Source organism: Pseudonocardia wallangbongensis, from assembly GCF_054486945.1.
Genome location: NZ_JBRERS010000021.1, coordinates 12180 through 34791 on the forward strand (window position 1 = coordinate 12180; position 22612 = coordinate 34791).

General features: G+C 72.7%; 21 protein-coding genes. 10 read left to right on the plus strand and 11 right to left on the minus strand.

Annotated features, from left to right (window positions below):
- Positions 1-29 precede the first annotated feature (29 nt).
- Genes ACU436_RS40120 through nikE form a run of 3 tightly spaced genes read left to right on the plus strand, consistent with a single transcriptional unit; the run spans position 30 to position 3546 of the window.
- Positions 30-1061 (plus strand): ABC transporter permease, encoded by a 1032-nt coding sequence (locus ACU436_RS40120; protein WP_459032386.1) that lies wholly within the window; start codon positions 30-32, stop codon positions 1059-1061.
- On the plus strand, positions 1058-1945 hold the full coding sequence (locus ACU436_RS40125) for an ABC transporter permease (RefSeq protein ID WP_459032387.1): 888 nt from the start codon (positions 1058-1060) through the stop codon (positions 1943-1945). Before ACU436_RS40120 ends, ACU436_RS40125 begins: the two co-directional genes overlap by 4 nt.
- On the plus strand, positions 1942-3546 hold the full coding sequence (gene nikE / locus ACU436_RS40130; RefSeq protein WP_459032388.1) for a nickel ABC transporter ATP-binding protein NikE: 1605 nt from the start codon (positions 1942-1944) through the stop codon (positions 3544-3546). Before ACU436_RS40125 ends, nikE begins: the two co-directional genes overlap by 4 nt.
- A 532-nt stretch (positions 3547-4078) precedes the next feature.
- On the opposite strand, the gene ACU436_RS40135 is transcribed toward nikE, so the two are convergent.
- From ACU436_RS40135 to ACU436_RS40160, 6 genes are all read right to left on the minus strand, one after another.
- Complete coding sequence (locus ACU436_RS40135) at positions 4079-4342, minus strand: hypothetical protein (RefSeq protein WP_459032389.1); 264 nt, start codon at positions 4340-4342, stop codon at positions 4079-4081.
- A gap of 17 nt (positions 4343-4359) precedes the next feature.
- Positions 4360-6123 (minus strand): sodium:solute symporter family protein, encoded by a 1764-nt coding sequence (locus tag ACU436_RS40140; RefSeq protein ID WP_459032390.1) that lies wholly within the window; start codon positions 6121-6123, stop codon positions 4360-4362.
- A gap of 81 nt (positions 6124-6204) precedes the next feature.
- Entirely contained in the window at positions 6205-6732 is a 528-nt protein-coding gene (locus tag ACU436_RS40145) for a GNAT family N-acetyltransferase (protein WP_459032391.1), read from the minus strand.
- 16 nt (positions 6733-6748) lie between these two features.
- Entirely contained in the window at positions 6749-7933 is a 1185-nt protein-coding gene (locus ACU436_RS40150; RefSeq protein WP_459032392.1) for an MFS transporter, read from the minus strand.
- Entirely contained in the window at positions 7930-10050 is a 2121-nt protein-coding gene (locus tag ACU436_RS40155; RefSeq protein WP_459032393.1) for a malate synthase G, read from the minus strand. Before ACU436_RS40155 ends, ACU436_RS40150 begins: the two co-directional genes overlap by 4 nt.
- Before the next feature lie 96 nt (positions 10051-10146).
- A complete protein-coding gene (locus tag ACU436_RS40160) occupies positions 10147-10275 on the minus strand; it encodes a hypothetical protein (RefSeq protein ID WP_459032394.1) in 129 nt (42 codons plus the stop codon).
- A 126-nt stretch (positions 10276-10401) separates the two neighbouring features.
- Between ACU436_RS40160 and ACU436_RS40165 the strand changes: the two genes are divergently transcribed.
- The 4 genes from ACU436_RS40165 to ACU436_RS40180 all read left to right on the plus strand — a co-directional run bounded on the left by ACU436_RS40165 (position 10402) and on the right by ACU436_RS40180 (position 15635).
- Positions 10402-11856 carry an FAD-linked oxidase C-terminal domain-containing protein gene (locus ACU436_RS40165; protein ID WP_459032395.1) on the plus strand — a complete coding sequence of 485 codons (1455 nt, stop codon included), beginning with the start codon at positions 10402-10404 and terminating at the stop codon, positions 11854-11856.
- The gene (locus ACU436_RS40170; protein WP_459032396.1) at positions 11853-12995 is read left to right on the plus strand and encodes an FAD-binding oxidoreductase; all 1143 of its coding nucleotides are present in this window, start codon (positions 11853-11855) and stop codon (positions 12993-12995) included. The genes ACU436_RS40165 and ACU436_RS40170 overlap by 4 nt, the downstream gene beginning before the upstream one ends.
- Before the next feature lies 1 nt (position 12996).
- Entirely contained in the window at positions 12997-14331 is a 1335-nt protein-coding gene (locus tag ACU436_RS40175; protein WP_459032397.1) for a (Fe-S)-binding protein, read from the plus strand.
- Positions 14332-14753: 422 nt separating this feature from the next.
- Positions 14754-15635: an LLM class flavin-dependent oxidoreductase gene (locus ACU436_RS40180; RefSeq protein WP_459032398.1), complete on the plus strand. Its 882-nt coding sequence runs from the start codon at positions 14754-14756 to the stop codon at positions 15633-15635.
- Here the strand turns inward: ACU436_RS40180 and ACU436_RS40185 are convergent.
- The 5 genes from ACU436_RS40185 to ACU436_RS40205 all read right to left on the minus strand — a co-directional run bounded on the left by ACU436_RS40185 (position 15610) and on the right by ACU436_RS40205 (position 21060).
- Positions 15610-16491, minus strand: coding sequence for a carbohydrate ABC transporter permease (locus ACU436_RS40185; protein WP_459032399.1), 882 nt, complete (start codon positions 16489-16491; stop codon positions 15610-15612). The genes ACU436_RS40180 and ACU436_RS40185 overlap by 26 nt on opposite strands.
- Positions 16491-17444: a carbohydrate ABC transporter permease gene (locus tag ACU436_RS40190; protein ID WP_459032400.1), complete on the minus strand. Its 954-nt coding sequence runs from the start codon at positions 17442-17444 to the stop codon at positions 16491-16493. Before ACU436_RS40190 ends, ACU436_RS40185 begins: the two co-directional genes overlap by 1 nt.
- Positions 17444-18481: an ABC transporter ATP-binding protein gene (locus ACU436_RS40195; protein ID WP_459032401.1), complete on the minus strand. Its 1038-nt coding sequence runs from the start codon at positions 18479-18481 to the stop codon at positions 17444-17446. The genes ACU436_RS40190 and ACU436_RS40195 overlap by 1 nt, the downstream gene beginning before the upstream one ends.
- A 6-nt stretch (positions 18482-18487) precedes the next feature.
- Positions 18488-19906 carry an ABC transporter substrate-binding protein gene (locus tag ACU436_RS40200; RefSeq protein WP_459032402.1) on the minus strand — a complete coding sequence of 473 codons (1419 nt, stop codon included), beginning with the start codon at positions 19904-19906 and terminating at the stop codon, positions 18488-18490.
- Positions 19907-20046: 140 nt separating this feature from the next.
- Complete coding sequence (locus ACU436_RS40205) at positions 20047-21060, minus strand: thiamine-phosphate kinase (protein WP_459032403.1); 1014 nt, start codon at positions 21058-21060, stop codon at positions 20047-20049.
- Between the two features lie 43 nt (positions 21061-21103).
- On the opposite strand from ACU436_RS40205, the gene ACU436_RS40210 reads away from it, so the two are divergent.
- The 3 genes from ACU436_RS40210 to ACU436_RS40220 are packed head-to-tail and all read left to right on the plus strand — an operon-like array spanning position 21104 to position 22590.
- Entirely contained in the window at positions 21104-21340 is a 237-nt protein-coding gene (locus ACU436_RS40210; RefSeq protein WP_459032405.1) for an Lrp/AsnC family transcriptional regulator, read from the plus strand.
- 4 nt (positions 21341-21344) lie between these two features.
- On the plus strand, positions 21345-21899 hold the full coding sequence (locus ACU436_RS40215; RefSeq protein WP_459032406.1) for a DUF3515 domain-containing protein: 555 nt from the start codon (positions 21345-21347) through the stop codon (positions 21897-21899).
- A 25-nt stretch (positions 21900-21924) separates the two neighbouring features.
- On the plus strand, positions 21925-22590 hold the full coding sequence (locus ACU436_RS40220; protein WP_459032407.1) for a metal-dependent transcriptional regulator: 666 nt from the start codon (positions 21925-21927) through the stop codon (positions 22588-22590).
- Positions 22591-22612: the final 22 nt, after the last annotated feature.

Consider the following 22612-nt stretch of genomic DNA (forward strand, 5'->3'; position numbering starts at 1 on the left):
CCACCCCTTCGCATGGGCGAGGCGCGGCCATGAGTGAGCTGCCGAGCACGGCGGTGACCGCCGACCTCGCCGAGCCACCGCGGCGGGGCCGCGGCACCGGGGCGTTCGTGCTGCGCACCCTCGGCGGCGGGCTGGTGAGCATCGGCCTGATCGTCGTCCTCGGGTTCTTCCTGTTCCGGGTGCTCCCCGGCGACCCGGTGACCACCATGACCCGCAACCGCCCCGGCAACCCCGAGCAGCTCGACCGGCTGCGCGCCGAGTTCGGGCTGGACCGGCCGCTGCCCGCGCAGTTCGTCGACTACATCGCCGACCTGACCCGCGGCGACCTCGGCACGTCCTACGTCTACAGCAGGCCGGTCACCGAGATCATCCTCGGCAGGCTCGGGGCGACCGTGCTCCTCACCGGCTCCGCCCTCGTGGTCTCGGTGGTGATCGGGCTGTGGCTGGGCAGCCGGGCCGCCTGGCGGCACGGGAGCGTGTTCGACCGGCTGACCACCGGCACGGCGCTCGTGCTGTGGTCGGTGCCGACGTTCTGGCTGGGGCTGCTCGCGCTGATGGTGTTCGCGGTGGGCCTCGACCTGTTCCCCACCGGCGGCATGACCTCCCCCGGCGGCGTCGACGGGTTCCTGCCCGCCGTCCTGGACGTCGCCCACCACCTCGTGCTCCCGTGCCTGACGATGGTGGCGGTCGTCTACGCCCAGTACCTCATGGTCATGCGCTCCTCGCTCCTGGAGGAGATGTCGGCCGACTACCTCACCACCGCCCGGGCGAAGGGCCTGCGCGAGGACCTGGTGCTCCGCCGGCACGCGGTCCCGAACGCCATGCTGCCCACGATCACGATCATCTTCCTGCACGTCGGGCTCGTGGTGGCGGGCGCGGTCACCGTCGAGACGGTGTTCTCCTGGCCGGGGCTGGGCCTGCTGACCTACCAGGCCCTCGCGGTGCCGGACATCCCGCTGCTGCAGGGCACCTTGATCGCGCTGTCGGTCGGCGTCGTGCTCATGAACGTCCTCGCCGACCTGGCGTACCGGCTGCTCGACCCGCGGGTGCGGGCGTCATGACGGCAGCCGTCGCGTGGCGGCGCCGGCGCGCCGCATCCACCCGGTTCGCCCGCGACTACCTCGCCCAGCCACCCGGGGTCGCGGGCGCCGCGCTGCTCCTGGTGGTGCTCCTCCTGGCGCTCACCGCGCCGCTGCTGGTGCCGCCAGAGCACCTGTCCGTCGTCGACGCGACCGGCGGCGTCCTGGAGCCGCCGACCACGGCGTTCCCGCTGGGCACGGACGAGAACGGGCTGTCGGTGCTGGCCCTCACGCTCACCGGGACGCGGATCTCGCTGCTGGTCGGGGTCGCCGCCACCGTGCTGTCGGTCGTGATCGGCACGGTGGTCGGGATGACCGCGGCGCACTTCGGCGGCTGGCTCTCGTCGCTGCTGCTGCGGCTCACCGACTTCTTCCTCGTGCTGCCGTCGCTGGTGCTCGCCATCGTGCTGTCCACCGTGCTGGAACGCGGCGTGCTGACGATCATCGTGGCGATCGGCGTGACGGCATGGCCCTCGACCGCACGGCTGGTGCGCGCCCAGACGCTCACCATCGAGGCCCGCCCGTTCATCGAGCGGGCGCAGGTGCTCGGCGGCGGGCACGTCCACGTGCTCGGCCGGCACGTGCTCCCCGCGGTGCTGCCGCTCGTGCTGGCCAGCACGACCCTGGCCGTCGGCAGCGCGATCGTCGCCGAGTCGACGCTGGCGTTCCTCGGCCTCGGCGACCCGACCACGGTGTCCTGGGGCGGGATGCTGAAGTCGGCGCTCGACTCCGGGGCGATCACGGCGGGCGCCTGGTGGTACATCCTCCCGCCGGGGCTCGCGATCGTGGTCGTCGTGCTGGGCTTCACGCTGGTCGGCCGGGCGCTCGAGGTCGTCGTCAACCCGGCGCTCCAGGGCCGCCGATGACGGCGACCACGGAGGCCCCCCTGCTGGAGTACCGCGACCTCACCGTCTCCTACCGCACCGCCCGCGGCGTGGAACCCGCCGTGCGCGGGGTGTCGCTCGCCCTCGACGCCGGGGAGACGCTCGGGCTCGCCGGCGAGTCCGGGTGCGGCAAGTCCACGCTCGCGCTCGCCGCGCTGCGGCTGCTGCCCCGCACTGCGCAGATCGGCGGCCAGGTGCTGGTGCGGGGCACGGACGTCGGGGCACTGTCCTGGGGCCGGCTGCGCGCGCTGCGCTGGGCCGACGCCGCGATCGTGTTCCAGGGTGCGATGCACTCGCTCAACCCCGTCCAGCACATCGCGGCGCAGATCGCCGAGCCGATCCTGCTGCATGAACCGGGCACCACCGACGTCGAGGAGCGGGTGGCGGACCTGCTCGATCAGGTGGAGCTGCCCGCCGCGCGGGCGTCGGCCTACCCGCACGAGCTGTCCGGCGGCCAGCGGCAGCGCGTCATGATCGCGATGGCGCTGGCGTGCGCGCCCGACCTGGTGATCGCCGACGAGCCGACGACGGCGCTCGACGTCGTCGTCCAGAAGCAGGTGCTCGACCGGCTGCGCACGCTGGTCGCGGAGCGCGGCATCGGGCTGGTGCTGATCAGCCACGACCTGTCGGTGCTCGCCGCGACGTGCCGGCGGGTCGCGGTCATGCAGGACGGGGTCGTCGTCGAGTCCGGGCCGTCCGAGCAACTGCTGCGCCACCCGACCCACCCGCACGCGCGCGCCCTCGCCGCGGCCTTCCCGACCGTCGGCGACCCGGCGTCGCGGAAGGTGGAACCGGGCCCGCCCGATGAGTCCCCCGTGCTGGCCGCGGAGCGGCTCACCGTCGACTTCCCGCTACGCGGGGGCGGCACCGTGCGCGCGGTGGACGGCGTGTCGCTCGAGCTGCGGCCCCGCGAGATCGTCGCCCTCGTCGGGCAGTCCGGGTCGGGCAAGACCACCCTCGCCCGGTGTCTGCTGGGCCTGCAGCCACCCACGGCGGGCGAGGTGCGGTACGACGGCGGGCCGCTGCCGCGGTCCTCACGGGGCCTGCGCGAGTACCGCCGGCACGTGCAGCTCGTGTTGCAGGACCCCACCGGCGCGCTCGACCCGCGGCACAGCGTGCACGAGGCGGTGGCCGAGGGCGTGCGCGTGCACCGGCTGCCCGGCGACGAACGCGAGCTGGTGGACGCCGCGCTGGAACAGGCGGAGCTGCGGCCGCCGGACCGCTTCCGCCACGCGCTGCCGGGCGAGCTGTCCGGCGGGCAGCGGCAGCGGGTGGTGATCGCGGGGGCGCTCGCATTGGCGCCGCGGTTCCTGGTGGCCGACGAGCCGGTGGCCTCGCTCGACGCGTCGGTGCGCGGGGAGATCCTCGCGCTGCTCCTGCGGCTGCGCGCGGACCCGGGCCTCGGCGCCCTCGTGATCACCCACGACCTGGGGCTGGCGTGGACGATCGCCGACCGGGTGGTGGTGCTCCACCAGGGCCGGATCGTGGAGTCCGGCCCCACCGAGCAGGTGCTGCTGGCGCCCGAGCACGAGTACACGAAGCTGCTGCTCTCGGCACTCCCCGCAAGCCCCGTCCGCGGTTGACGGCGCGCTCGCACACCAACTTACGCGCCGGCACACGAACTGCAGTTGGTGTGTGAGCGCCACAGTTCGTGTGTGAGCCTCGGGTGGTCTGACCTCGCTCCTCGGCCTGCGATCACCTGTCTGCGGTGCACCCATGATCAGCAGTTCGGCGCGTTCCCGTGTCGATTTCGCCCGTTCCCGCGCCGAAGCCTCGATCATGCCCGCGGCGCCATCGGAGGCCCCGCGGGAAGCGCCCGGCCACACACCAACTGTGGTGGCGGCACAGCAACTGCAGTTGCTGTATGAGCACAGGAGTTGGTGTGCGATCGCGTGCGCAGCCTCACAACCCGTTCCTGGAACGATCCAGAAGCGCCGAGCGCTGTACCGGGCGGAAACCGCAACCGATACCTCGGAGGAGGACGGCATGACCACGACGCGCTTCACCAGCGCCGTCCGCCGGGCCCTGCGTGCCCTCGACACCTGGACCCTGGACGTGTTCAACCCGCGCTACCCGGCGGGGCGCGACTGACGCTCACACCGCCGGGGCGGGGCGCTACGTGCGCTCCCCCGGCGGGACGAGCGGCCGCAGCCGCACCCACAGCACGAACAGGATCGCGACCACGATCATCCCGATGCCCGACCACAGGTTGATGTCGATACCGCCCGCCTTCGCGAGCTCGGCCTCGTCCTCGAAGAACAGGCCCATCACCGTCAGGACGATCCCGTAGACGCCGAACAACACGGCGATCACGGTGCGCAGGTCGAACAGCTGCGACGCGGCGCTCTCCGAGATGGCGTGATGCTCATGTTCGGTCACGATGTCCTCCTATCCGGTCAGGCGAAGATCAGGTACAGGACGAGTGTCAGCGCGAGCACCAGCCCGCCCATCACCGCCGGCGACTGCCACCACGCGCCCTCTTCCTCGTGCATCACGGTCGGCACCTCCCCGGCCGCCGCGGGACGCCCCGGCGCCGCGCCCGCCCCGGACGGCTCCACCCGGACCTTCCCGCGGCTCTCCCGCGGGGTCAGCGCCCACACCAGCCCCACCAGCTCCGAGTCCGGCTTCGACGTCGTGAACGTCGTGACCGCGGCCGCCACCGCGATCCCGACCACGAACGCCGCACTGGCCCCGATGAACGACCCCGCCTGCGACGACACCGGGATCACCTCGGCCCGCACCAACGAGTCCACGATCACGGCGGCGATCGTGCCGGAGATCAGGCCGGTCCAGCCGGCCGTCCCGGTCATCCGCTTCCAGAACAACCCCAAGATGAAGATCGCGAACAACGGGGCGTTGAAGAAGCTGAACAGCGCCTGGATGTAGTCCATCAGGTTCTCGAAACTGCCGGCGATGAACGCGGTGCCGATCGCCAGCACGCAGCCGACCACCGTGACCGCCCGCCCCACCCGCAGGTAGTACCCGTCGGGCTGACCCGGCCGGATCCAGTCCTGCCACAGGTCGTAGGTGAACACCGTGTTGAGCGAGGACACGTTGGCGGCCATCCCCGCCATGAACGACGCCAGCAGCCCCGCCAGCGCGACCCCGAGGATCCCGTTCGGCAACACCTCGTTCATCAGCAGCGACAGCGCGTTGTTGTAGGTGACGTCGGTGGCGCCGCCCTGCTTGAGCGTGGTCAGCTGCGGCACCAGGACGCCGGCGATCATGCCCGGGATCACGATGACCAGCGGGATCAGCGCCTTCGGGAAGGCACCGATGATCGGCGTGCGGCGGGCGGCCGACATGTTGCGGGCCGACAGCGCCCGCTGCACCTCGGCGAAGTTCGTGGTCCAGTAGCCGAACGAGAGCACGAACCCGAGCCCGAACACGATGCCCAGCACCGACAGGAACGGGCTCGCGATCTCGGTCAGCGAAGTGCCCGGCCACGACGACACCTGCTCCGGGCCCGGCGGGAGCGCGCTGACCTGCGACACCAGCCCGTCCCACCCGCCGACCCGCGCCAACCCCGCCACCGTCAACGGGATCAACAGCGCCAGGATGACGAAGAACTGCAGCACCTCGTTGTAGATCGCCGCGTTCAACCCACCCAGGAACGTGTAGCTCAACACCACCAGCGCGGCGATCGGGATCGCCACCGCCAGGGACCACCCCAGCAGCGCCTCGAGGATCAGGCCGAGCGCGTACAGGTTCACCCCGGCGATCAACACCGACGCCAACGCGAACGTGATCCCGTTCACCCGCTGCGTCGTCGCGTTGAACCGCATCCGCAGGAACTCCGGCACGCTCCGGGCCCGGCTGCCGTAGTAGAACGGCATCATCACGATCCCCAGGAACACCATCGCCGGGATCGCGCCGATCCAGTAGTAGTGCACCGTCGGCATGCCGTACTGGGCGCCGTTGGCCATCATCCCGATCAGCTCGATCGCGCCCAGGTTCGCCGAGATGAACGCCAACCCGGTCACCCACGCCGGGAGCGACCGCCCCGACAGCAGGAAGTCCAGGCTGGAGGCGATCGACCGGCGCGCCAGCACCCCGATACCCAGCACCAGCACGAAGTAGAAGACCACGAAGACGTAGTCGATGAACGCCGTGTCCAGCCTCAGGTCGGTCTGCGCGAGCACCACGGTTCCCGTTGCCACGACGGCCCCCTCCCCTCGCTCCGGCCACTACGCTCTGCGGATGATTCGCCGCTCTGCGCGATCCCGCCACCCGAAGCGCCGTCACGTCCGGGGCATCTGCACCGTGGATCGGGGTGCCGGTCGGCTGACGGCGGGAAGGGTCTTTGCGAAGTAGCGACTCCTGGGTGAGTCGACGTAGGCACCGAAGGCGGGCATCGGCTCGTAGCCCGAGCTCGCGTAGAGCGCCATCGCCTCGGGCTGCTCGGTGCCCGTCTCCAGCACGATCCGCTGCAGCCCGGCGGCACGCGCGGTGCGCTCCAGCTCGGCGAGCAACGCGCGGGCGTACCCCTTCCCGCGGTGCGCCGCGGCGACGTACATCCGCTTGATCTCCGCATCGCCGTCCCGCAGCGCGGCGGCCTGCCCGGCGTGCCGCTCCCGCCAGCCGCCGCACGCCGCCGGCTCGCCGCCCGCGTAGCCGACCACGGAGAACCCGCCGGGAGCGTCGAACTCACGGGGGTCGACCTCGGTGGCGTCCTCGCCGCCGTACCGCTGGCGGTAGACGTCCTGGAGCTCGGCGTTCAGGCGGAGGGCGTCGGGATGGTCGAAGGGCGTGGGACGCAGCTCGAACACGATCCGAGCGTACGGATCACCCGGCCGCGGGCAGCTCCACCTGCTCCCGCGCCCGCCCGGTCCACGCCACGACGGCGAGGCTGAGCGCGGCGAGCAACGCCACCCCGACGAGCAGCACCGGGTAGCCGGCCACTCCGGCGAGCGCCGCCAGCGCCACCGGCAGGACGAACCCGACGTAGGTCAACGCGTAGTAGACGGCGGTGAGGCCGCCGAGCTGGGCCGGCTCCGCCATGCGTTGCACCTCGAGGAGGCCCGCGACCAGCATCAGCCCGTAGGCCGCGCCGAGTACGACGGACGCGGGCACGGCGAGCAACGGCGACCCCAGCGCCGCCGCGCCCGCGGCGATGAGGAGCCCCGCGACCAGCGCGGCGAGCCCGAGCCGCGACCCCGCCACCGGGGAGAGCCGCCGGGCCCACGACTGCACCGCGACGCCGACACCGAGTGTCACGGTGGTGAGCAACGTGGCGTAGACGAGCCCGAACCCGGCCAGGCGCGAGCCCAGCGCGGCTGGCTGCACCGCGAACGACAGCGCGGGCGCCCCGAACGCCCACGGCGCCATCGGCGCGACGACCCGGCGGAACCGCGGGGGCAGGTGCACCCGCAGGCCGGGCCGGAACGTGCCCGCCGGTCTCGTCTCGGGCACCCCCACCACCGCGGCGACGACGGCGAGCGTCAGCACGACGTGCACCAGGTAGGGCAGCTCCATCGGCAGCGGCGCCCACTGCGCCAGCACGCCCGCCACCAGCGGGCCGGCCCCGAACCCGGCCGAGAGCGCGAGCGTCGCCCGGTGCGCGCCGGCTCGGGCGTCCGCACCCGGGTCCCAGGGCGCCTGCGACAGCTCCTTCACCCACGAGGTGCCCACCGCCATCGCGATGCCGGTGACCGCCCCGAACACGAACCGGCCGGCGTAGAGGGCGGGCTCGGACACGGCGGGGATCCCGCCGAGCGCGAGGACCCCACTCGCCGGGACCGACACCACGAGCGCCGGCAGCAGCAGGTGGCGCCGCCCCCACCGGTCGGACGCGGGGCCGCCCACCAGCAGCCCGGGCACGAGCCCGGCCGCGTAGATGCCGAAGAACGCCGCGACCGTGACGGCCGAGTAGTGCGCCTGCTCCCGGTACATCACCATCAGGGAGCTGAACTGGTTGGCCCCGTAGCCGATGGCGAAGAGCGCCGCCGCCGCCCGGGCGTGGGGCTTCACACGCCGGCACCCGCCTTCGCCTTGCGGCGCCACGTCGTCAGCACACGCTCGGTGTAGCCGTTCGGCTCGGTCCGGCCGGTGAGGACCAGTTCCAGGGCCGCCTGGAACGAGGGGCTCGCGTCGAGGTCGTTCGCCATCGGCGCGTAACCGGGCTCCCGCGCGTTCTGCTCGTCGACGAGCGCGGCCATCCGCGCGAACGTCTCCCGCACGGTCTCCTCGTCGACGAGGCCGTGGTGCAGCCAGTTCGCGATGAGCTGGCTGGAGATCCGCAGGGTGGCGCGGTCCTCCATCAGGCCGACGCCCTCGAGGTCGGGCACGGTGGAGCAGCCGATGCCCAGGCCCACCCAGCGCACCACGTAGCCGAGGATCGACTGGGCGTTGGTCTCGAGCTCGTGCCGCTTCTCGTCGTCGGTGAGCTCCGCGGTGAGCAGCGGCACCTCCAGCAGGGGCCGCCGGTCCGTGTCCCGGCCGGCGAGCTCGCGCTGGCGCGCCGCCACGTCGATCCGCAGGTAGTGCAGCGCGTGCAGGGTGGCGGCGGTGGGCGAGGGCACCCACGCGGTGTTGGCGCCCGCGTCCGGATGGGCGCCCTTGGTGGCGAGCAACTCGGCCATCGCGGCGGGCTTGGCGAACATGCCCTTGCCGATCTGCGCCTGCCCGACGAAGCCGGCACGCAGGGCCACGTCCACGTTGCGGTCCTCGTAGCCCAGGAGCCACGGCGTGGACCTCATGTCGCTCTTGCGCACGACCGGGCCGGCGTGGAAGTCGGAGTGGATCTCGTCGCCGGTGCGGTCGAGGAAGCCGGTGTTCACGAACATCACCCGGTCCTGGGCGGCGGCGATGCACGCGTCGAGGGTGAGCGAGGTGCGCTTCTCCTCGTCCATGATCCCGATCTTGAGGGTGGTGGGCTCGAGTCCGAGCGCCTCCTCCACCGCGGCGAACAGCTCGACGGTGAGCGCCACCTCGTCCGGCCCGTGCTGCTTGGGCTTGACGATGTAGACGCTGCCCGCCCGCGAGTTGGAGTACCGCCCGAGGCCGCGCAGGTCGTGCAGGGCGGCGATCGCGGAGACGAGCGCGTCGAGGACGCCCTCGCCGACCGGCTGCCCGTCGACGCGGACGGCGTCGGTGAACATGTGGTGGCCGCAGTTGCGCACCAGCAGCAGCGAGCGGCCCGGGAGGGTGAGCGTCGAGCCGTCGGGCGCGGTGTACTGCCGGTCGCCGTTGACGCGCCGCTCGACCGTCTCGCCGCCCTTCTCGAACGTCGAGGAGAGCTCACCGGTCATCAGCCCGAGCCAGCTGCGGTAGGCGAGGGCCTTGTCCGCGCCGTCGACGGTGGCGACCGAGTCCTCGAGGTCGACGATCGTGGTGATCGCCGCCTCGACCGCGACGTCGGCGACGTCGGCGTGGTGCTGGCGCCCGACCTGGTGGTCGGGGTCGATCGTGAGCTCGACGTGCAGGTTGTGGTGGCGGAGCAGTACGGCATCGTCGCCGTGCCCCGCGAACTGCGCCGGGTCGGCCAGCCCGGACTCCCCGGTACCGGTGGCGACGACGAGCCGTCCGTTCTCCACCCGGTACGCAGTGGCGTCGGCGTGGCTGCCCTGGGCCAGCGGGAAGAGCTCGTCGAGCAGCCGGTCGGCCTCCGCGATCACCTGCGCGCCGCGCTTCTCGTCGTAGCCGCGGGCGAGGTCGTGGTCGAGCGGAAGGGCGTCGGTGCCGTAGAGCGCGTCGTAGAGCGAGCCCCAGCGGGCGTTGGCGGCGTTCAGCGCGTACCGGGGCACGGTGGCGGGCACCACGAGCTGCGGGCCCGCGATCTCGGCGATCTCCGGGTCGACCCGGTCCACCGCCACCTTCGGTTCGGTGGGCGGCGCCAGGTAGCCGATGTCGGTGAGGAACGTCTCGTAGGCCGCGGGGTCCCCTCCGCCGTTCGCCGCGTGCCAGGCGTCGAGCTGGGCCTGCAGCTCGTCGCGCCGCCGCATCAGCTGCTTGATCCGGCCGTCGAACCGGTTGTGCAGCGTGGCCAGGGTGGACCAGAACCACTCGGGCTCGAGGTCGAGGCCCGTCAGCAGCTCGTCGGCCACGAAGTCCCGCAGCGCGGGGTCGATCTGCAGTGGCGCACTCATGTCTCACCCTCCGGTCAGCAGCCAGCGCACGGCGGGTACCCGCCCGGCCACTTTTTTACCAGACGGACTTGAACTTCCGCATCGCGGAAGTAAGACTCAGCGTGTGACGACGGCGGTGGGCACGGGATCGACCGACGCGGGACCCACGGCCCCGGTCAGCGCCAATGCCACGACGACGGCGGCCACGAGGACGAGGGCCATCTGCAGATTCCGGCGGGGACCCACCGCTTCGACCTCCCGAACGATCTGTCGTTGGTTGGCGACCGGTCCGGACACGAGGACCGGGCGATCCGGGGTTCGCGGTCGTAGTCTCCATGCCAGTCGTCAACCCACGGCGGAGGGGGCCCCTCGGTGAGTCTCGGCAGCAGCGTCGAGCGGGCGTTCGAGAGGGCGCTCGCCCCGGAAGACGTGATAAATGACCCGGTCCGGTGTCGCTCGTACGAGTGCGACGGGCTCACCGGGTACCGGGTGGTGCCGCAGCTGGTGCTGCTCCCGCGGAACGCGGAGCAGGTGGCCGCGGCGGTGCGGGTGTGCGCCGAGAACGGCGTGCCGTTCGTCGCGCGCGGGGCGGGCACCGGGCTGTCCGGCGGCGCACTCCCGGTGGCCGACGGCGTCGTGGTCAGCCTGGCCCGGCTCAAGCGGGTGCTCGAGGTCGACCCGGTCGACCGGCGCGCGGTCGTCGAGCCGGGCGTCACCAACCTGGAGATCACCGCGGCCGCGGCCCCGCACGGCCTCTACTACGCCCCCGACCCGTCCAGCCAGCAGGTCTGCACGATCGGCGGCAACGTCGCGGAGAACTCCGGCGGCGCCCACTGCCTCAAGTACGGCTTCACCACCAACCACGTGCTGTCCTGCGAGGTCGTGCTGCCCGACGGCTCGCTGGTCACGCTGGGCTCGGACAGCGGCGAGCAGGCCGGTCCGGACCTGCGCGGCGCGTTCCTCGGCTCGGAGGGCACGCTCGGCATCACCACCAAGATCACGGTGCGGCTGCTGCGCGCCCCCGAGTCGGTGCGCACGCTGCTCGCCGACTTCCCGTCCATCGCCGCGGCGGGCGACGTCGTCTCCGACATCGTCGCCGCGGGCATCGTCCCGGCGGCCGTCGAGATGATGGACACGCTCGCCATCGAGGCGGCCGAGCAGGCGGTCCACGCCGGCTACACCGTCGGCACACCGGCGGCGCTCGTCGTCGAGCTGGACGGGCCGGTCGAGGAGTGCGACTCGCAGTTCGAGCAGGTCAAGGAGATCTGCGACCGGCACGGCTGCACCCGGCTGCACATCGCGGGCTCGGCGGAGGAGCGGGCCGCGATCTGGCGGGGCCGCAAGGCGGCGTTCGCCGCGGTCGGGCGCATCTCCCCCGACTACTTCGTGCAGGACGGCGTGGTGCCGCGCACGCGGCTCGCCGAGGTGCTCGACCGCATCGCCGGGATGGGCGCCGCCGCCGGGCTGCGGGTCGCCAACGTCTTCCACGCGGGCGACGGCAACCTGCACCCGCTGGTGCTCTACAGCGCCGCGGCCGGCGAGACCGAGCGCGCCGAGGAGCTCTCGGGGAAGATCGCCGAGCTCTGCGTGGAGCTGGGCGGGTCGCTGTCCGGCGAGCACGGCATCGGCACCGACAAGGCCTGCTCGATGCCGAAGATGTTCTCCCGGGACGACCTCGCCGTCATGGCGCGCGTGCGGAAGGCGTTCGACCCCGACGGTCTGTGCAACCCCGGCAAGGTGCTGCCCACGCCCCGGCTCTGCGGCGAGCGTCCCGGCAAGTACCGGCCGCACCCCCTCGAGGAGGCGGGAGTGATCGAGCGCCTGTGAACACCACGACCACCACACTCCGCCCCACCGACCTGCGGTCGCTGCGGGACGCCGTGCTCGACGGCGCGGGCCCGATCGGGATCGCCGGCGCCGGCACCGCCGCGGGCTGGGCGGGCCCGCTCGCCCCCGTCGACGCGGTGCTCGACACCACCGGCCTCACCGGCGTGATCACCCACAACCCGGGGGACATGACCGTCTCGGTCCGGGCCGGCACCCCGCTGCGGCAGCTGCAGGACGAGCTGGCGCCGCACGGCCAGCACGTCTCGTTCGACGCCGCGCGCGTCGCCGACGGCGCCACCGTGGGCGGGCTCGTCGCCACGGCCGACGCCGGCCCCGCGGCCCTGGTGTTCGGTTCGATGCGCGACCTCGTCATCGGAGTCACGCTCGTGCTCGCCGACGGCACGGTGGCCCGCAGCGGCGGGCACGTCATCAAGAACGTCGCAGGCTACGACCTCGCCAAGCTGATGCACGGCTCCTACGGCACCCTCGGCGTGCTCGCCGAGGTGGTGCTGCGGCTGCACCCGGAGCCGAAGCGCACGGCGACGCTCGCGATCGACTGCGAGCTGGCGGAGGCCGCCGCCCACGCGGCCACGGTGCTGGGCGGCCCCTACGAGCCAGCGGCCCTGGAGTGGACGTCCGACGGCGTACTCCTGATCCGCGTGGACGGCACGGAGGAGGCCCTGAACGCAAGGCTGGAACGCCTGCAGGGGGCGCTGGGCGATGCCCCGTCGGACGAACGGCACAGCCGTACCGCCGGATCGGACGAGAGTGCCGCTCGTGCGGGTACGTGGGAGCGACATGCATCGCTCGTGCGCGGAGACCCCGCGCTCGCGTCGCTGCGCATCGGGGTGCGGCCCTCGCTCCTGCCAGGCGTGCTCGCGGACCTGCCCACCTCGGCCGTCACCGCCGGGCTGGGCACCGGGGTCGCCACCGTCACCCTGCCCGTGGAGGCCGTTGCGGAGGCGCATGCACGGGTGCACGCCGCGGGCGGCACCTCGGTGCTGCGCTCCCGCCCGCCGGGCTCCGACGCCCCCGCGTGGGGGCCCGCCCCGTCCGCGATCGCCGTGCTGCGCGCCGTCAAGGCCGAGCTCGACCCGCAGGGCCGCCTCGGCCCGGGCCGTTTCGACCCCTGGATGTGAGATGAGCACACCCGCTGGTTCCGCCCACACCAACCTCCCCCAGACCGGTCCGAGCAGCTTCGACGACCGGCGCCCGCCGGAACGCGACCTGCTCGACGACTGCGTGCACTGCGGCTTCTGCCTACCGACCTGCCCCACCTACCAGCTGTGGGGCGAGGAGATGGACTCCCCGCGTGGCCGCATCTACCTCATGGACCTCGCCGAGAAGGGTGAGATCGGCCTGGAGGGGCCGTTCACCGAGCACATCGACCGCTGCCTCGGCTGCATGGCGTGCGTGACGGCCTGCCCGTCGGGCGTGCAGTACGACCGGCTGCTGGAGTCGGTGCGCCCGCAGGTCGAGCGCAACGTGCCGCGCGAACGCGCCGACACCTGGTTCCGCAACGCCATCTTCACGCTGTTCCCGTACAAGCGGCGCCTGCGCGCCGCCGCCATACCGGGGGCGTTCTACCAGCGGCTGCGCGCGATCCCCGCGGTGGCGAAGCTGGCGGCGAAGCTCCCGGGACGGCTCGGCGCGATGGAGTCGCTGCTCCCACCCGTGTCGGTGCGCGAGGCGTTCGCCCGGCTGCCCGTCCACACCCCCGCCGTCGGGGAGCGCCGGGCGAGCGTGGCGCTGCTGTCGGGCTGCGTGCAGGACGTGTTCTTCCACCGCGTGAACGTCGCGACCGTCCGGGTGCTGGCCGCCGAGGGCTGCGACGTCCTCGTACCCCGCGAGCAGCAGTGCTGCGGCGCCCTCGAGCTGCACGCCGGCCGCGAGGACAGCGCGCTGGCCAGGGCGAAGCGCGAGATCGCGGTCTACGAGAAGCTGGACGTCGACCACATCGTCACCAACGTCGCCGGCTGCGGCTCGTCCATGAAGGAGTACGGCCACCTGCTCGCCGACGACCCCGAGTGGGCCGAGCGCGCCGCCGCGTTCAGCGCGCGGGTGCGCGACGTGCACGAAGTGCTCGCCGAGCTGGGCCCGCGCGCGCCGCGGCATCCGTTCCGCGGCCGCGTGGCCTACCACGACGCGTGCCACCTCGGACACGCCCAGCAGGTGCGCAGCCAGCCGCGCGAGGTGCTGCGCTCCATCCCGGACCTGGAGCTGGTGGACCTCCCCGAGGCCGCGCTGTGCTGCGGCTCGGCCGGCATCTACAACATGATCATGCCGGACGCCGCCTCCGAGCTCGGCGCCCGCAAGGCCGCGAACGTCCGATCGGTGGAGCCGGACGTGGTGGTCACCGCCAACCCGGGCTGCCTGTTGCAGATCGGCAAGCACCTCGGGCGCGACCTCCCGCTCCTGCACCCGGTGCAGCTGCTCGACGCCTCGATCCGAGGCGTGCCGGTCCCGCGGAGCTAGGAGTCGATCTCGAGCTGACGGGGTCTCGGGGCAAGAAGATCCAACCCCCGTGCGGTCTACGTCGTCCCGGTGGGCAACTTCCGCCGGCCGGGTTCGGCGGCATCCGCCCTGCGAGACGGGCACCCGCGTGCCGCGGACAGCGCTTCCCAATGATCACATGCTTGCGACCGTCCCCGGGAGGGCCATGAGCGGGATCTCGCAACGATCAACGCGTCATGATCGGTCCGAGATTCGCATGGGTCGCACTGCTGCGCGGTGCGGGCGATCGCTGGGGGGGCACCCCCGCGCTCGGTCGAGCGGTCGCGCCGGCCGCCCATGGCGACCGCGGCGGGATCGGCGTGCCACCGTCCGCTGTCCGTTCCGTTCACGACTCGGCAGGGGCACGCCGGTCATCCTCGGGATCTCACATCCGGAGGTGTCCAATGAAGATCGGAATGGGGCTGCCGGCCGCCGTCCCCGAGGCCGACGTCACCGCGCTCGGCGAGTGGGCCGCGACGGCAGAACGGCTCGGCTTCCGCTCGCTGGGCGTGATCGACCGGCTCGTCTACGACAACCTGGACCCGCTCGTCGCGCTCGCGGCCGCCGCGGCCCGCACCGAGCGGGTCGAGCTGCTCACCACCGTCCTGAACGTCCCCTACCGGCAGAACGCCGTGGTGCTCGCCAAGCAGCTCGCCTCGATCGACCGGCTGTCCGGCGGGCGGCTGACCGCCGGGCTCGCCCTGGGCGGCTGGCCGGAGGACTACGCGGCCAGCGAGGTGCCGCACCGTGGCCTCGGGTCCGCGATGGACGCCATGGTCGCCACGATGCTCCAGGCGTGGGGCGGCAAGCTCGCCGGCGCGAGCGGGCCGATGCCGGCGCTGCCTCCCGACCGCCCCGGGCTGCTCTTCGGCGGGCTGGTCCCGGCGGCGTTCGCCCGGGCCGCCACCGTCGGGCAGGGCTGGATCGCGCCGTCGTTCGGGATCCGGCAGGTGGTGGACGGCGTCGCCGCGGTCCGGGAGGCGTGGGACCGCGCCGGGCGCGCCGGACGGCCGCGCGTCGTGACCGTGCGCTACTTCTGCTTCGGCCCCGGTGCCGACGAGTACGCCGAGCACTACCTGCGGCACTACTACCTCGGCTACGCCCCGATGGTGCAGGCCGACACCCCCACCACGCCCGAGCACCTCGGCGCAGAGCTGACCCGGCTGCGCGACGCGGGCGCCGACGACGTGGTGCTGATGCCGTGCACGGACGACCTCGCCCAGGTCATCCTCGCCGCCGAGGTGCTCGACGGCCTCGGCATCAGCCCTTCACCGCCCCCTGCGTGAACCCGGCGATGAAGCGGTCGAGGAACAGGTTGAACACCAGCGCGATGGGCACGGCGACGAGCACGGCGGCCGCCGAGAGCGACTGCCAGAAGAACACGTCGCCCCGGACGAGCTCGGTGGGCACCCCGGTGCTGATCACCTTCTCGGCGCTCGGCGAGATGAACGCGAGGGCGTAGATGAACTCGCTGGCGGTCAGGGTGAACGCGAAGACGACGACGGCGACGAGCCCGGGGAACAGCAGCGGCGCGACCACGCGCACCATCGCCCCCACGCGGCTGTAGCCGTCGACCATCGCCTGCTCCTCGATGTCCTTCGGGATGGTCTTGAGGAACCCGATGAGCAGCCACACCGACACCGGCACGGTGATCGTCGGGTAGATCACCACGAGCGACCACGTGGAGTCCTGCAGCCCGAGCGCCACCACCAGCCGCGACAGCGACAGGAACAGCAGGGTGGGCGGCACGAGGTAGACGAAGAAGATCGCGATGCCCATCCGGCCCGCCCACGGTCGGTCGAGGCGGGCCAGGCTGTAGGCGGCGGGGAGCGCCAGCGCCAGCGTGATCAGCACGACCAGCACGCCGACCCACAGCGTGTTCCACGCGAACGTGCCGAACCCGGTGCCGGTGAGCAGGAACCCGAGGTGGTCGCTGGTGGGCGGCTCGTTGAAGGTGAACGGGTTGTTGCTGCGCCGGTAGAGGTCGCTGTCCTGCTTGAACGTGGTGATGGCCGCCCACACGAACGGGCCGGCCGCGGCGAGCGCGGACAGGACGGCCAGCACGTACAGCCCGATCCGGGCCGTCCGGTGCCGGCGCGCGTAGCGCCGCCGATCGGCGTCGGTGACGACGAGGCCGTCCATCAGTTGATCTCCATCCCACGCACCGCCCGCAGGATCGCGATCGCGGCCGCGAGCAGCAGCGGGAACAGGAACAGCGCGATCGCCGCGCCCTGCGCGACGTCGCTGCCCTCGATGCCCTTGAAGAACGCCCAGCTGGCGAGCACCTGGGTCTCGTTGGTGGGCCCACCGCGGGTGAGGACGTACACGACGGTCATGTCGGTGAACGTGAAGACCGCACCGAACAGCGCCGAGATCGCGATGACGGGGGCGGTCAGCGGGATCGTGACCTCGAACATCCGCCGCCAGTACCCCGCGCCGTCCACCGCGGCCTGCTCCTGCACGTCCTTCGGGACGGACAGCAGCCCGGCCATCATGATCACCGCGGCCAGCGGGACCAGCCGCCAGACGTGCACGGCGATCACCGAGATCATGGCCAGGACCGGCTGCCCGAGCCAGAACATGTTCGAGCCGATGATGCCGAGGTTGCGCAGCACCCAGTCGATCGGGGAGAACACCGAGTCGAGCAGCCAGAGCCAGGTGATCGTCGAGAGCGCCACCGGGGTGGTCCAGGGCAGCAGCACGCAGAACCGGACGATCCAGCGGCCGCGGAAGTCGGCGATGAGGATGTTCGCCAGCACCTTGCCGAAGATCACGATGAACACCATCGACACCGCGGTGAACACGAGGGTGTTGCGCAGGGCCCGCCAGAACACCGGGTCCCCGAAGATCCGCTCGAAGTTGAGGAGGCCGACCCAGTCGAAGCTCGGGTCGCCCCCGGTCACGTCCGAGAAGCTGAAGGCGACCGCCAGCACGAACGGCACCCCGACCAGCGCGAGGATGTAGACCACGGCGGGGGCGAGGAGCAGCCAGGACAGCACGCCGTCGCGGTCGGCGATGCCGCGTCTCCGCAGGTCGGCGACCCGCGGATCACGGGTCCGCGCGGCGGCCTCGGCAGGAGGTGCCGACGACCCCATCACGCCCCCAGCCGGACCGGTTCGGTGCGCAGGCCGCTCTTGGCGTCGAAGAAGCGCAGCCTGCCTGCGGGCACCGCGAAGTCGTGCCGCTCCCCGACCTCGATCGGCGTCTCCACGGTGGCCGGCAGCCGGGCGATCACGCGGCACGGCCCGTCCCCGAGGTCGACGCTGCCGTACACGTGCCGGTCGCCGGACAGGTACTCCATCCGCTGCACCTCGAGCGTGGCCGTGATCCGCTCGCCGGACACGTTCTCGACGGGCAGCAGGTGCTCCGGCCGGAAGCCGACGAGCACGTCGCCGTGCGGCACGAGGTTCATCGGCGGCGACCCGATGAACGTGGCGACGAACGTGTCGGCCGGGTCGTCGTAGATCTCGACGGGCGCCGCGATCTGGCGCACCCGGCCCTCGGACATCACCGCGATCCGGTCGCCGAGGCCCATCGCCTCGCTCTGGTCGTGCGTGACGTAGATCGTGGTGGCGCGGATGTCCTGCTGGAACCGCTTCAGCTCGTCGCGGGCGCTCGTGCGCAGCTTGGCGTCCAGGTTCGACAGCGGCTCGTCGAGCAGGAACGCCGTGGGGTCGCGCACCAGTGCCCTGGCCAGGGCCACCCGCTGCCGCTCGCCGCCCGACAGCTGGCGGGGCTTGCGCCCGAGCAGGTGGCCGATGCCCAGCATCTCGGCCGCCTTGCGGGCCTTCTCGTCCCGCTCGCGGGGCGCCATCCCCTCGGCACGCAGCGGGAACACGATGTTGGCCTGGACGGTCTTGTGCGGGTAGAGGGCGTAGCTCTGGAAGACCATCGCGATCCGCCGCGCCCGCGGCGGCAGCCCGGTGACCACCTGCCCGCCGATGAGCACGTCGCCGCTCGTGGGCTGCTCGAGCCCGGCGATGGTGCGCAGCAGCGTGGTCTTGCCGCACCCCGACGGTCCCAGCAGGACCAGGTACTCCCCCTCGCCCGTGGCCAGGTCGACCCCGTCGATCGCGTACGCCCGACCCGAGTCGAAGGACTTGCGCAGTTCCTTGACCTCAACCGTGCTCAAGAACGCTCAGCTCCCACCGGTGCCGATCAGCCCGCGCGAGCGCCAGTTGTCGAAGATCGGTTTGATCTGCGCCTCGGCGTCGGCGACGGCCTGCTGCGGGCTCACCTCGCCCCGCGCGGCCCTGGCGAACATGTTGGGGATGACGAACGTCGCGAAGACCTCGCCCTCGGCCGTGTTGGCCGTGCCCGGGTAGCCGATGTTGGTGCTCCAGTCGATGGCGCTCTCCAGGAGGGACAGCTTCTCCGGCGGCTGGGCGCCGAACGGGTCGGTACCGACCCACTTGCCGAGGTCGGGTGCCACGTCGGTGTAGGCGGGGAAGTCGTAGAGCTTCGACTGCCAGGCCACGACGTCGAGGTTGTCCGTGTAGTGCAGGAGGAACTCCTTCGCCGCGTCCGGGTTGGCGGCGAAGTTCGGGACGATCCAGTTGTACAGGACGTGGCTGGCCGCCCTGGCGTCCGCGGGCCCGCGCAGCGCCGGCGAGAAGAAGATGTCGGCCGCGACCTCGGGGTCGGTCTCCTGCGAGGTCCGCCAGGCCGACAGCGAGTTGAGGATGTAGGACAGCTGGCCCGCGGCCAGACCCTGGTTGTTCGACGCTGCGTTCCACGAGAACACCTCGGGCGTCATCGCCTGGTTGTAGAGCTTCGCCATGAACTCGACGGCCGCAACCGCCTCCGGCGAGTTGATCACCACCTGCTCGGACTCGTCCTGGATCGACGCCCCGAACGACCAGAGCAGGGCCCGGCCCGCCATGTTCGAGTCGATCTCCTGGGACATGCCGATGCCCAGCTGCACACCCTGGCTGTTCTTGATGTCCGTGCCGCCGCGCAGCAGCTCGTCCCAGGTGGTGGGGCCGTCGGGCAGGCCCACCGGCGTCCACAGGCTCTTGCGGTAGTCACCGGGGTCGGGCACCCAGGCGGGCGCGAACGCGAAGTACTTGCCGGTGGTGGGGTTGAACGAGGACTTCTGGCAGAGCTCGATCATCTGGCCGTGCCGGTTGTTCGACTCGGTGACGACATCGGTGAGGTCGAGCACGCTCGGCTCGTACTGCGGCACCGGGGAGATGTGCAGGATCAGGTCGTGGCCTTGGCCCGCCTGGATCTCGGCCTGCGTGCGCGCCGGCAGCTCGGCGTAGTTGATGTGGTCGACGGTCACTTCCACGCCGACCCGCTGACCCCACTCCTTCACCCACGGGTCGAACCAGACGTCGTGGGCCGGGATGAAGTGGCTCCACATCAGGATCGACAGGGATCCGGACAGTGGTGCGGCCGGCTCGCTGAACGTGCCGGTGGGCGCCGGCTGGGTGGGCTCCGGGCCGCCGGCGCCGATCCCTTCGTCCTCCGCGCACGACACGAGCGTGGCGCCGAGGGCGGCCAGGCCGGTGGCCTGGAGGAAGCGCCGACGGTCGAACTCCGAACTGATGCGCATGACTTGGCTCCCGAGGCGTCGTCGACCCGACCGGGCGAGCCTATGACCGGCCGGGACGATCGGGGTCGAAAGGGACGAGATCGTTACCCCGGCGCTCCGTCCGCCGCGCGCAGATGCGTCTCGCCGCGCGCGGGCTCCGCTCAGCGGCCGAAGTGCTCCCATCCGGCCGGCCCGCCGTCGTAGACCTTCCCGTCCACCAGGACCTCGGCCTCGCCCTCCGCGACCGTCCCGATCTCGGTCCAGCCCTCGGGGACGTCGCCGGGGAAGGTCGCGGCCAGGGCGTGGTCCTCCCCACCGGTGAGCAGCCAGTGCATCGGGTCGACGCCGAGCGCGGCGCCGACGTCGACCAACCGGTCCGGCACCGCCAGCGCGGCGGTGCGCACGTCGATGCGCACGCCGGACGCCCGCGCGACGTGCCCGAGGTCGGCGAGCAGCCCGTCCGAGACGTCGATCATGGCCGTGGCGCCGGCCTCGGCGGCCTGGGGCCCCGCAGCGTAGGGGGGTTCCGGTGTCCGGTGCGCGGACACCACCGCGATCGGGGAGCGGAAGCCACGCGCCAGCACCGCCCACCCGGCGGCCGCCCAGCCGACCCGTCCGACCAGCGCGACCGTGTCGCCCGGACGCGCCCCGGCCCGCGTCACCGGCTCCCGCCCCTCGAGGGAGCCCAGCGCCGTGACCGCGAGGACCAGCGTCGGCGAGGAGGCCACGTCACCGCCGACCACACCCACCCCGACCGACCTCGCCTCCGCCCACAGCCCGTCGGTCAGCCCGGCGAGGGTCTCGACCGGGATGTCGGGCGGGCAGGCGAGGCCGACGAGCAGACCGGTGGGAACCGCTCCCATCGCCGCGACGTCGGCGAGGTTGGCGGCCGCCGCCTTGCGCCCGATCTGCTCCGGCCCGGACCAGTCGAGCCGGAAGTGCACGCCCGCCACGAGCACGTCCGTGCACGCCACGACGCGGCCGTCGGGCGCCGCGAGGACGGCCGCGTCGTCGCCCGGCCCGAGCAGCGTGGCCTGCGCGGATGGCCGGCCTTCGGTCAGCCGCGCGATCAGTCCGAACTCGCCGATCCCGGCGAGTGTGTTCTCCGCCTCGGCTTCGCCCGTCGGGGTCGGTCGTGATGTGGGCACGGGCGTCACCTCCGGTACGTTCGGCATCCGACTCTCCTACGTCCGATGATCGAAGTGGAAGGGGCTCGCCGTGGTGCAGGCTTACATCCTGGTACAGACGGAGGTCGGCAAGGCCGCCGCCGTGGCCGCGGAGATCTCCAAGATCACGGGCGTGGTGTCGGCGGAGGACGTCACCGGACCCTACGACGTGATCGTGCGCGCCGAGGCCGACGACGTCGACCAGCTCGGCCAGCTCGTCGTCGCGCAGGTGCAGGGCGTCAGCGGCATCACGCGCACGCTGACCTGCCCGGTGGTCCACCTCTCCTGAGCCAGTGACCCGGCTCTCCCCACCCGTCGCGATCGCGATCGCGCTTCCCCTGCTGCTCGCCGTCGCGGTGGCCGCGATCGCCGTCACCGCGCGCGTGCGGGGGGTCGGTGAGCCGCCCCCGCCCGACACCGGGCCGCTCGCGGTGGCCCCGGTCGACTCCCCCGGCGCGTCCGGCCCGGAGTGCACGGCCCTGCTCGCCGCGCTCCCCGCCGAGCTGGACGGCCCGGACGGCCCGATGCCGCCCCGCCCGATCGCCGAGGCCGACAGCCTGCCCGGTGTGCGCGCCTGGGCGGCGGCGCCCCGCCCCGTCGTGCTCCGCTGCGGCCTCCCCCGGCCGGCCGAGCTGACGCCGACCTCGCCGCTCCTCGAGGTGAACGGGGTGCGCTGGCTGCAGCTCGACGACGGCCTCCCCCAACCCGTCCAGGTGAGCTACATCGCCGTGGACCGCCCGGTCTACGCCGCGCTCACCGTCCCGGTCGATGCCGGCAGCGCACCCCTGCAGCAGCTGTCCGACGTGATCCGCGAGACGCTGCCGGCCACCGCCGTGGCGGTGCGTTGAGCGGTAACCACATACGATTCCGGGCATGGTGACGATGTCCCGGGCGACCGAGGACTACCTCAAGGCGATCTACCACCTCGCCCATCGGGGCGAGCCGGTCACCACAGGACAACTCGCCCACGAGCTCGGCGTGTCCGCGCCGTCGGTCTCGGCCATGGTGCGGCGCCTGGAGGACGGGAGCCTGCTCACGCGCCCGGACAGCCGCACGTTGCAGCTCACCGCATCGGGTGAACTGGCCGCGCTGCGGGTGGTGCGCCGGCACCGGCTGCTGGAGACGTTCCTCGCCCGCGTGCTCGACGTGCCGTGGGACGAGGTGCACGCCGAGGCGGAGCTTTTGGAGCACGCGCTCTCGGACCGGCTGGAGGATCGCATCGACGCCGCGCTGGGCCACCCCACGCACGACCCGCACGGCGACCCGATCCCGCCCCGCGACGGCCCGCACGAGGAGGGCTGGGGCGAGCCCCTCGACGCCGCCCCCGCCGGCTGCCGGTTCCGCGTGGACCGGGTGTCCGACCGCGACAGCGCCGCCCTGCGCTACCTCGGTGAGCTGGGCATCTACCCCGGCGTCGTCGTGACCGTCGAGGAGCAGGCCCCGTTCGGCGGGCCCCGCTGGGTGCGGGTAGGCGAGGAACGCCACCCGTTGGGCTCCGCCCTGACGCGCCTGGTCCACGGCCACCCGGAGCCGTCCTAGACCCGCCGCACACACCGACGCC

Coding starts and splice junctions, on each gene's coding strand:
- ACU436_RS40120 (WP_459032386.1), top strand. CDS start 30: ATGAGTGAGCTGCCGAGCACGGCGGTGACCGCCGACCTCGCCGAGCCA.
- ACU436_RS40125 (WP_459032387.1), top strand. CDS start 1,058: ATGACGGCAGCCGTCGCGTGGCGGCGCCGGCGCGCCGCATCCACCCGG.
- nikE (WP_459032388.1), top strand. CDS start 1,942: ATGACGGCGACCACGGAGGCCCCCCTGCTGGAGTACCGCGACCTCACC.
- ACU436_RS40155 (WP_459032393.1), bottom strand. CDS start 10,050: ATGAGTGCGCCACTGCAGATCGACCCCGCGCTGCGGGACTTCGTGGCC.
- ACU436_RS40175 (WP_459032397.1), top strand. CDS start 12,997: ATGAGCACACCCGCTGGTTCCGCCCACACCAACCTCCCCCAGACCGGT.
- ACU436_RS40180 (WP_459032398.1), top strand. CDS start 14,754: ATGAAGATCGGAATGGGGCTGCCGGCCGCCGTCCCCGAGGCCGACGTC.
- ACU436_RS40185 (WP_459032399.1), bottom strand. CDS start 16,491: ATGGACGGCCTCGTCGTCACCGACGCCGATCGGCGGCGCTACGCGCGC.
- ACU436_RS40190 (WP_459032400.1), bottom strand. CDS start 17,444: ATGGGGTCGTCGGCACCTCCTGCCGAGGCCGCCGCGCGGACCCGTGAT.
- ACU436_RS40200 (WP_459032402.1), bottom strand. CDS start 19,906: ATGCGCATCAGTTCGGAGTTCGACCGTCGGCGCTTCCTCCAGGCCACC.
- ACU436_RS40205 (WP_459032403.1), bottom strand. CDS start 21,060: ATGCCGAACGTACCGGAGGTGACGCCCGTGCCCACATCACGACCGACC.
- ACU436_RS40220 (WP_459032407.1), top strand. CDS start 21,925: ATGGTGACGATGTCCCGGGCGACCGAGGACTACCTCAAGGCGATCTAC.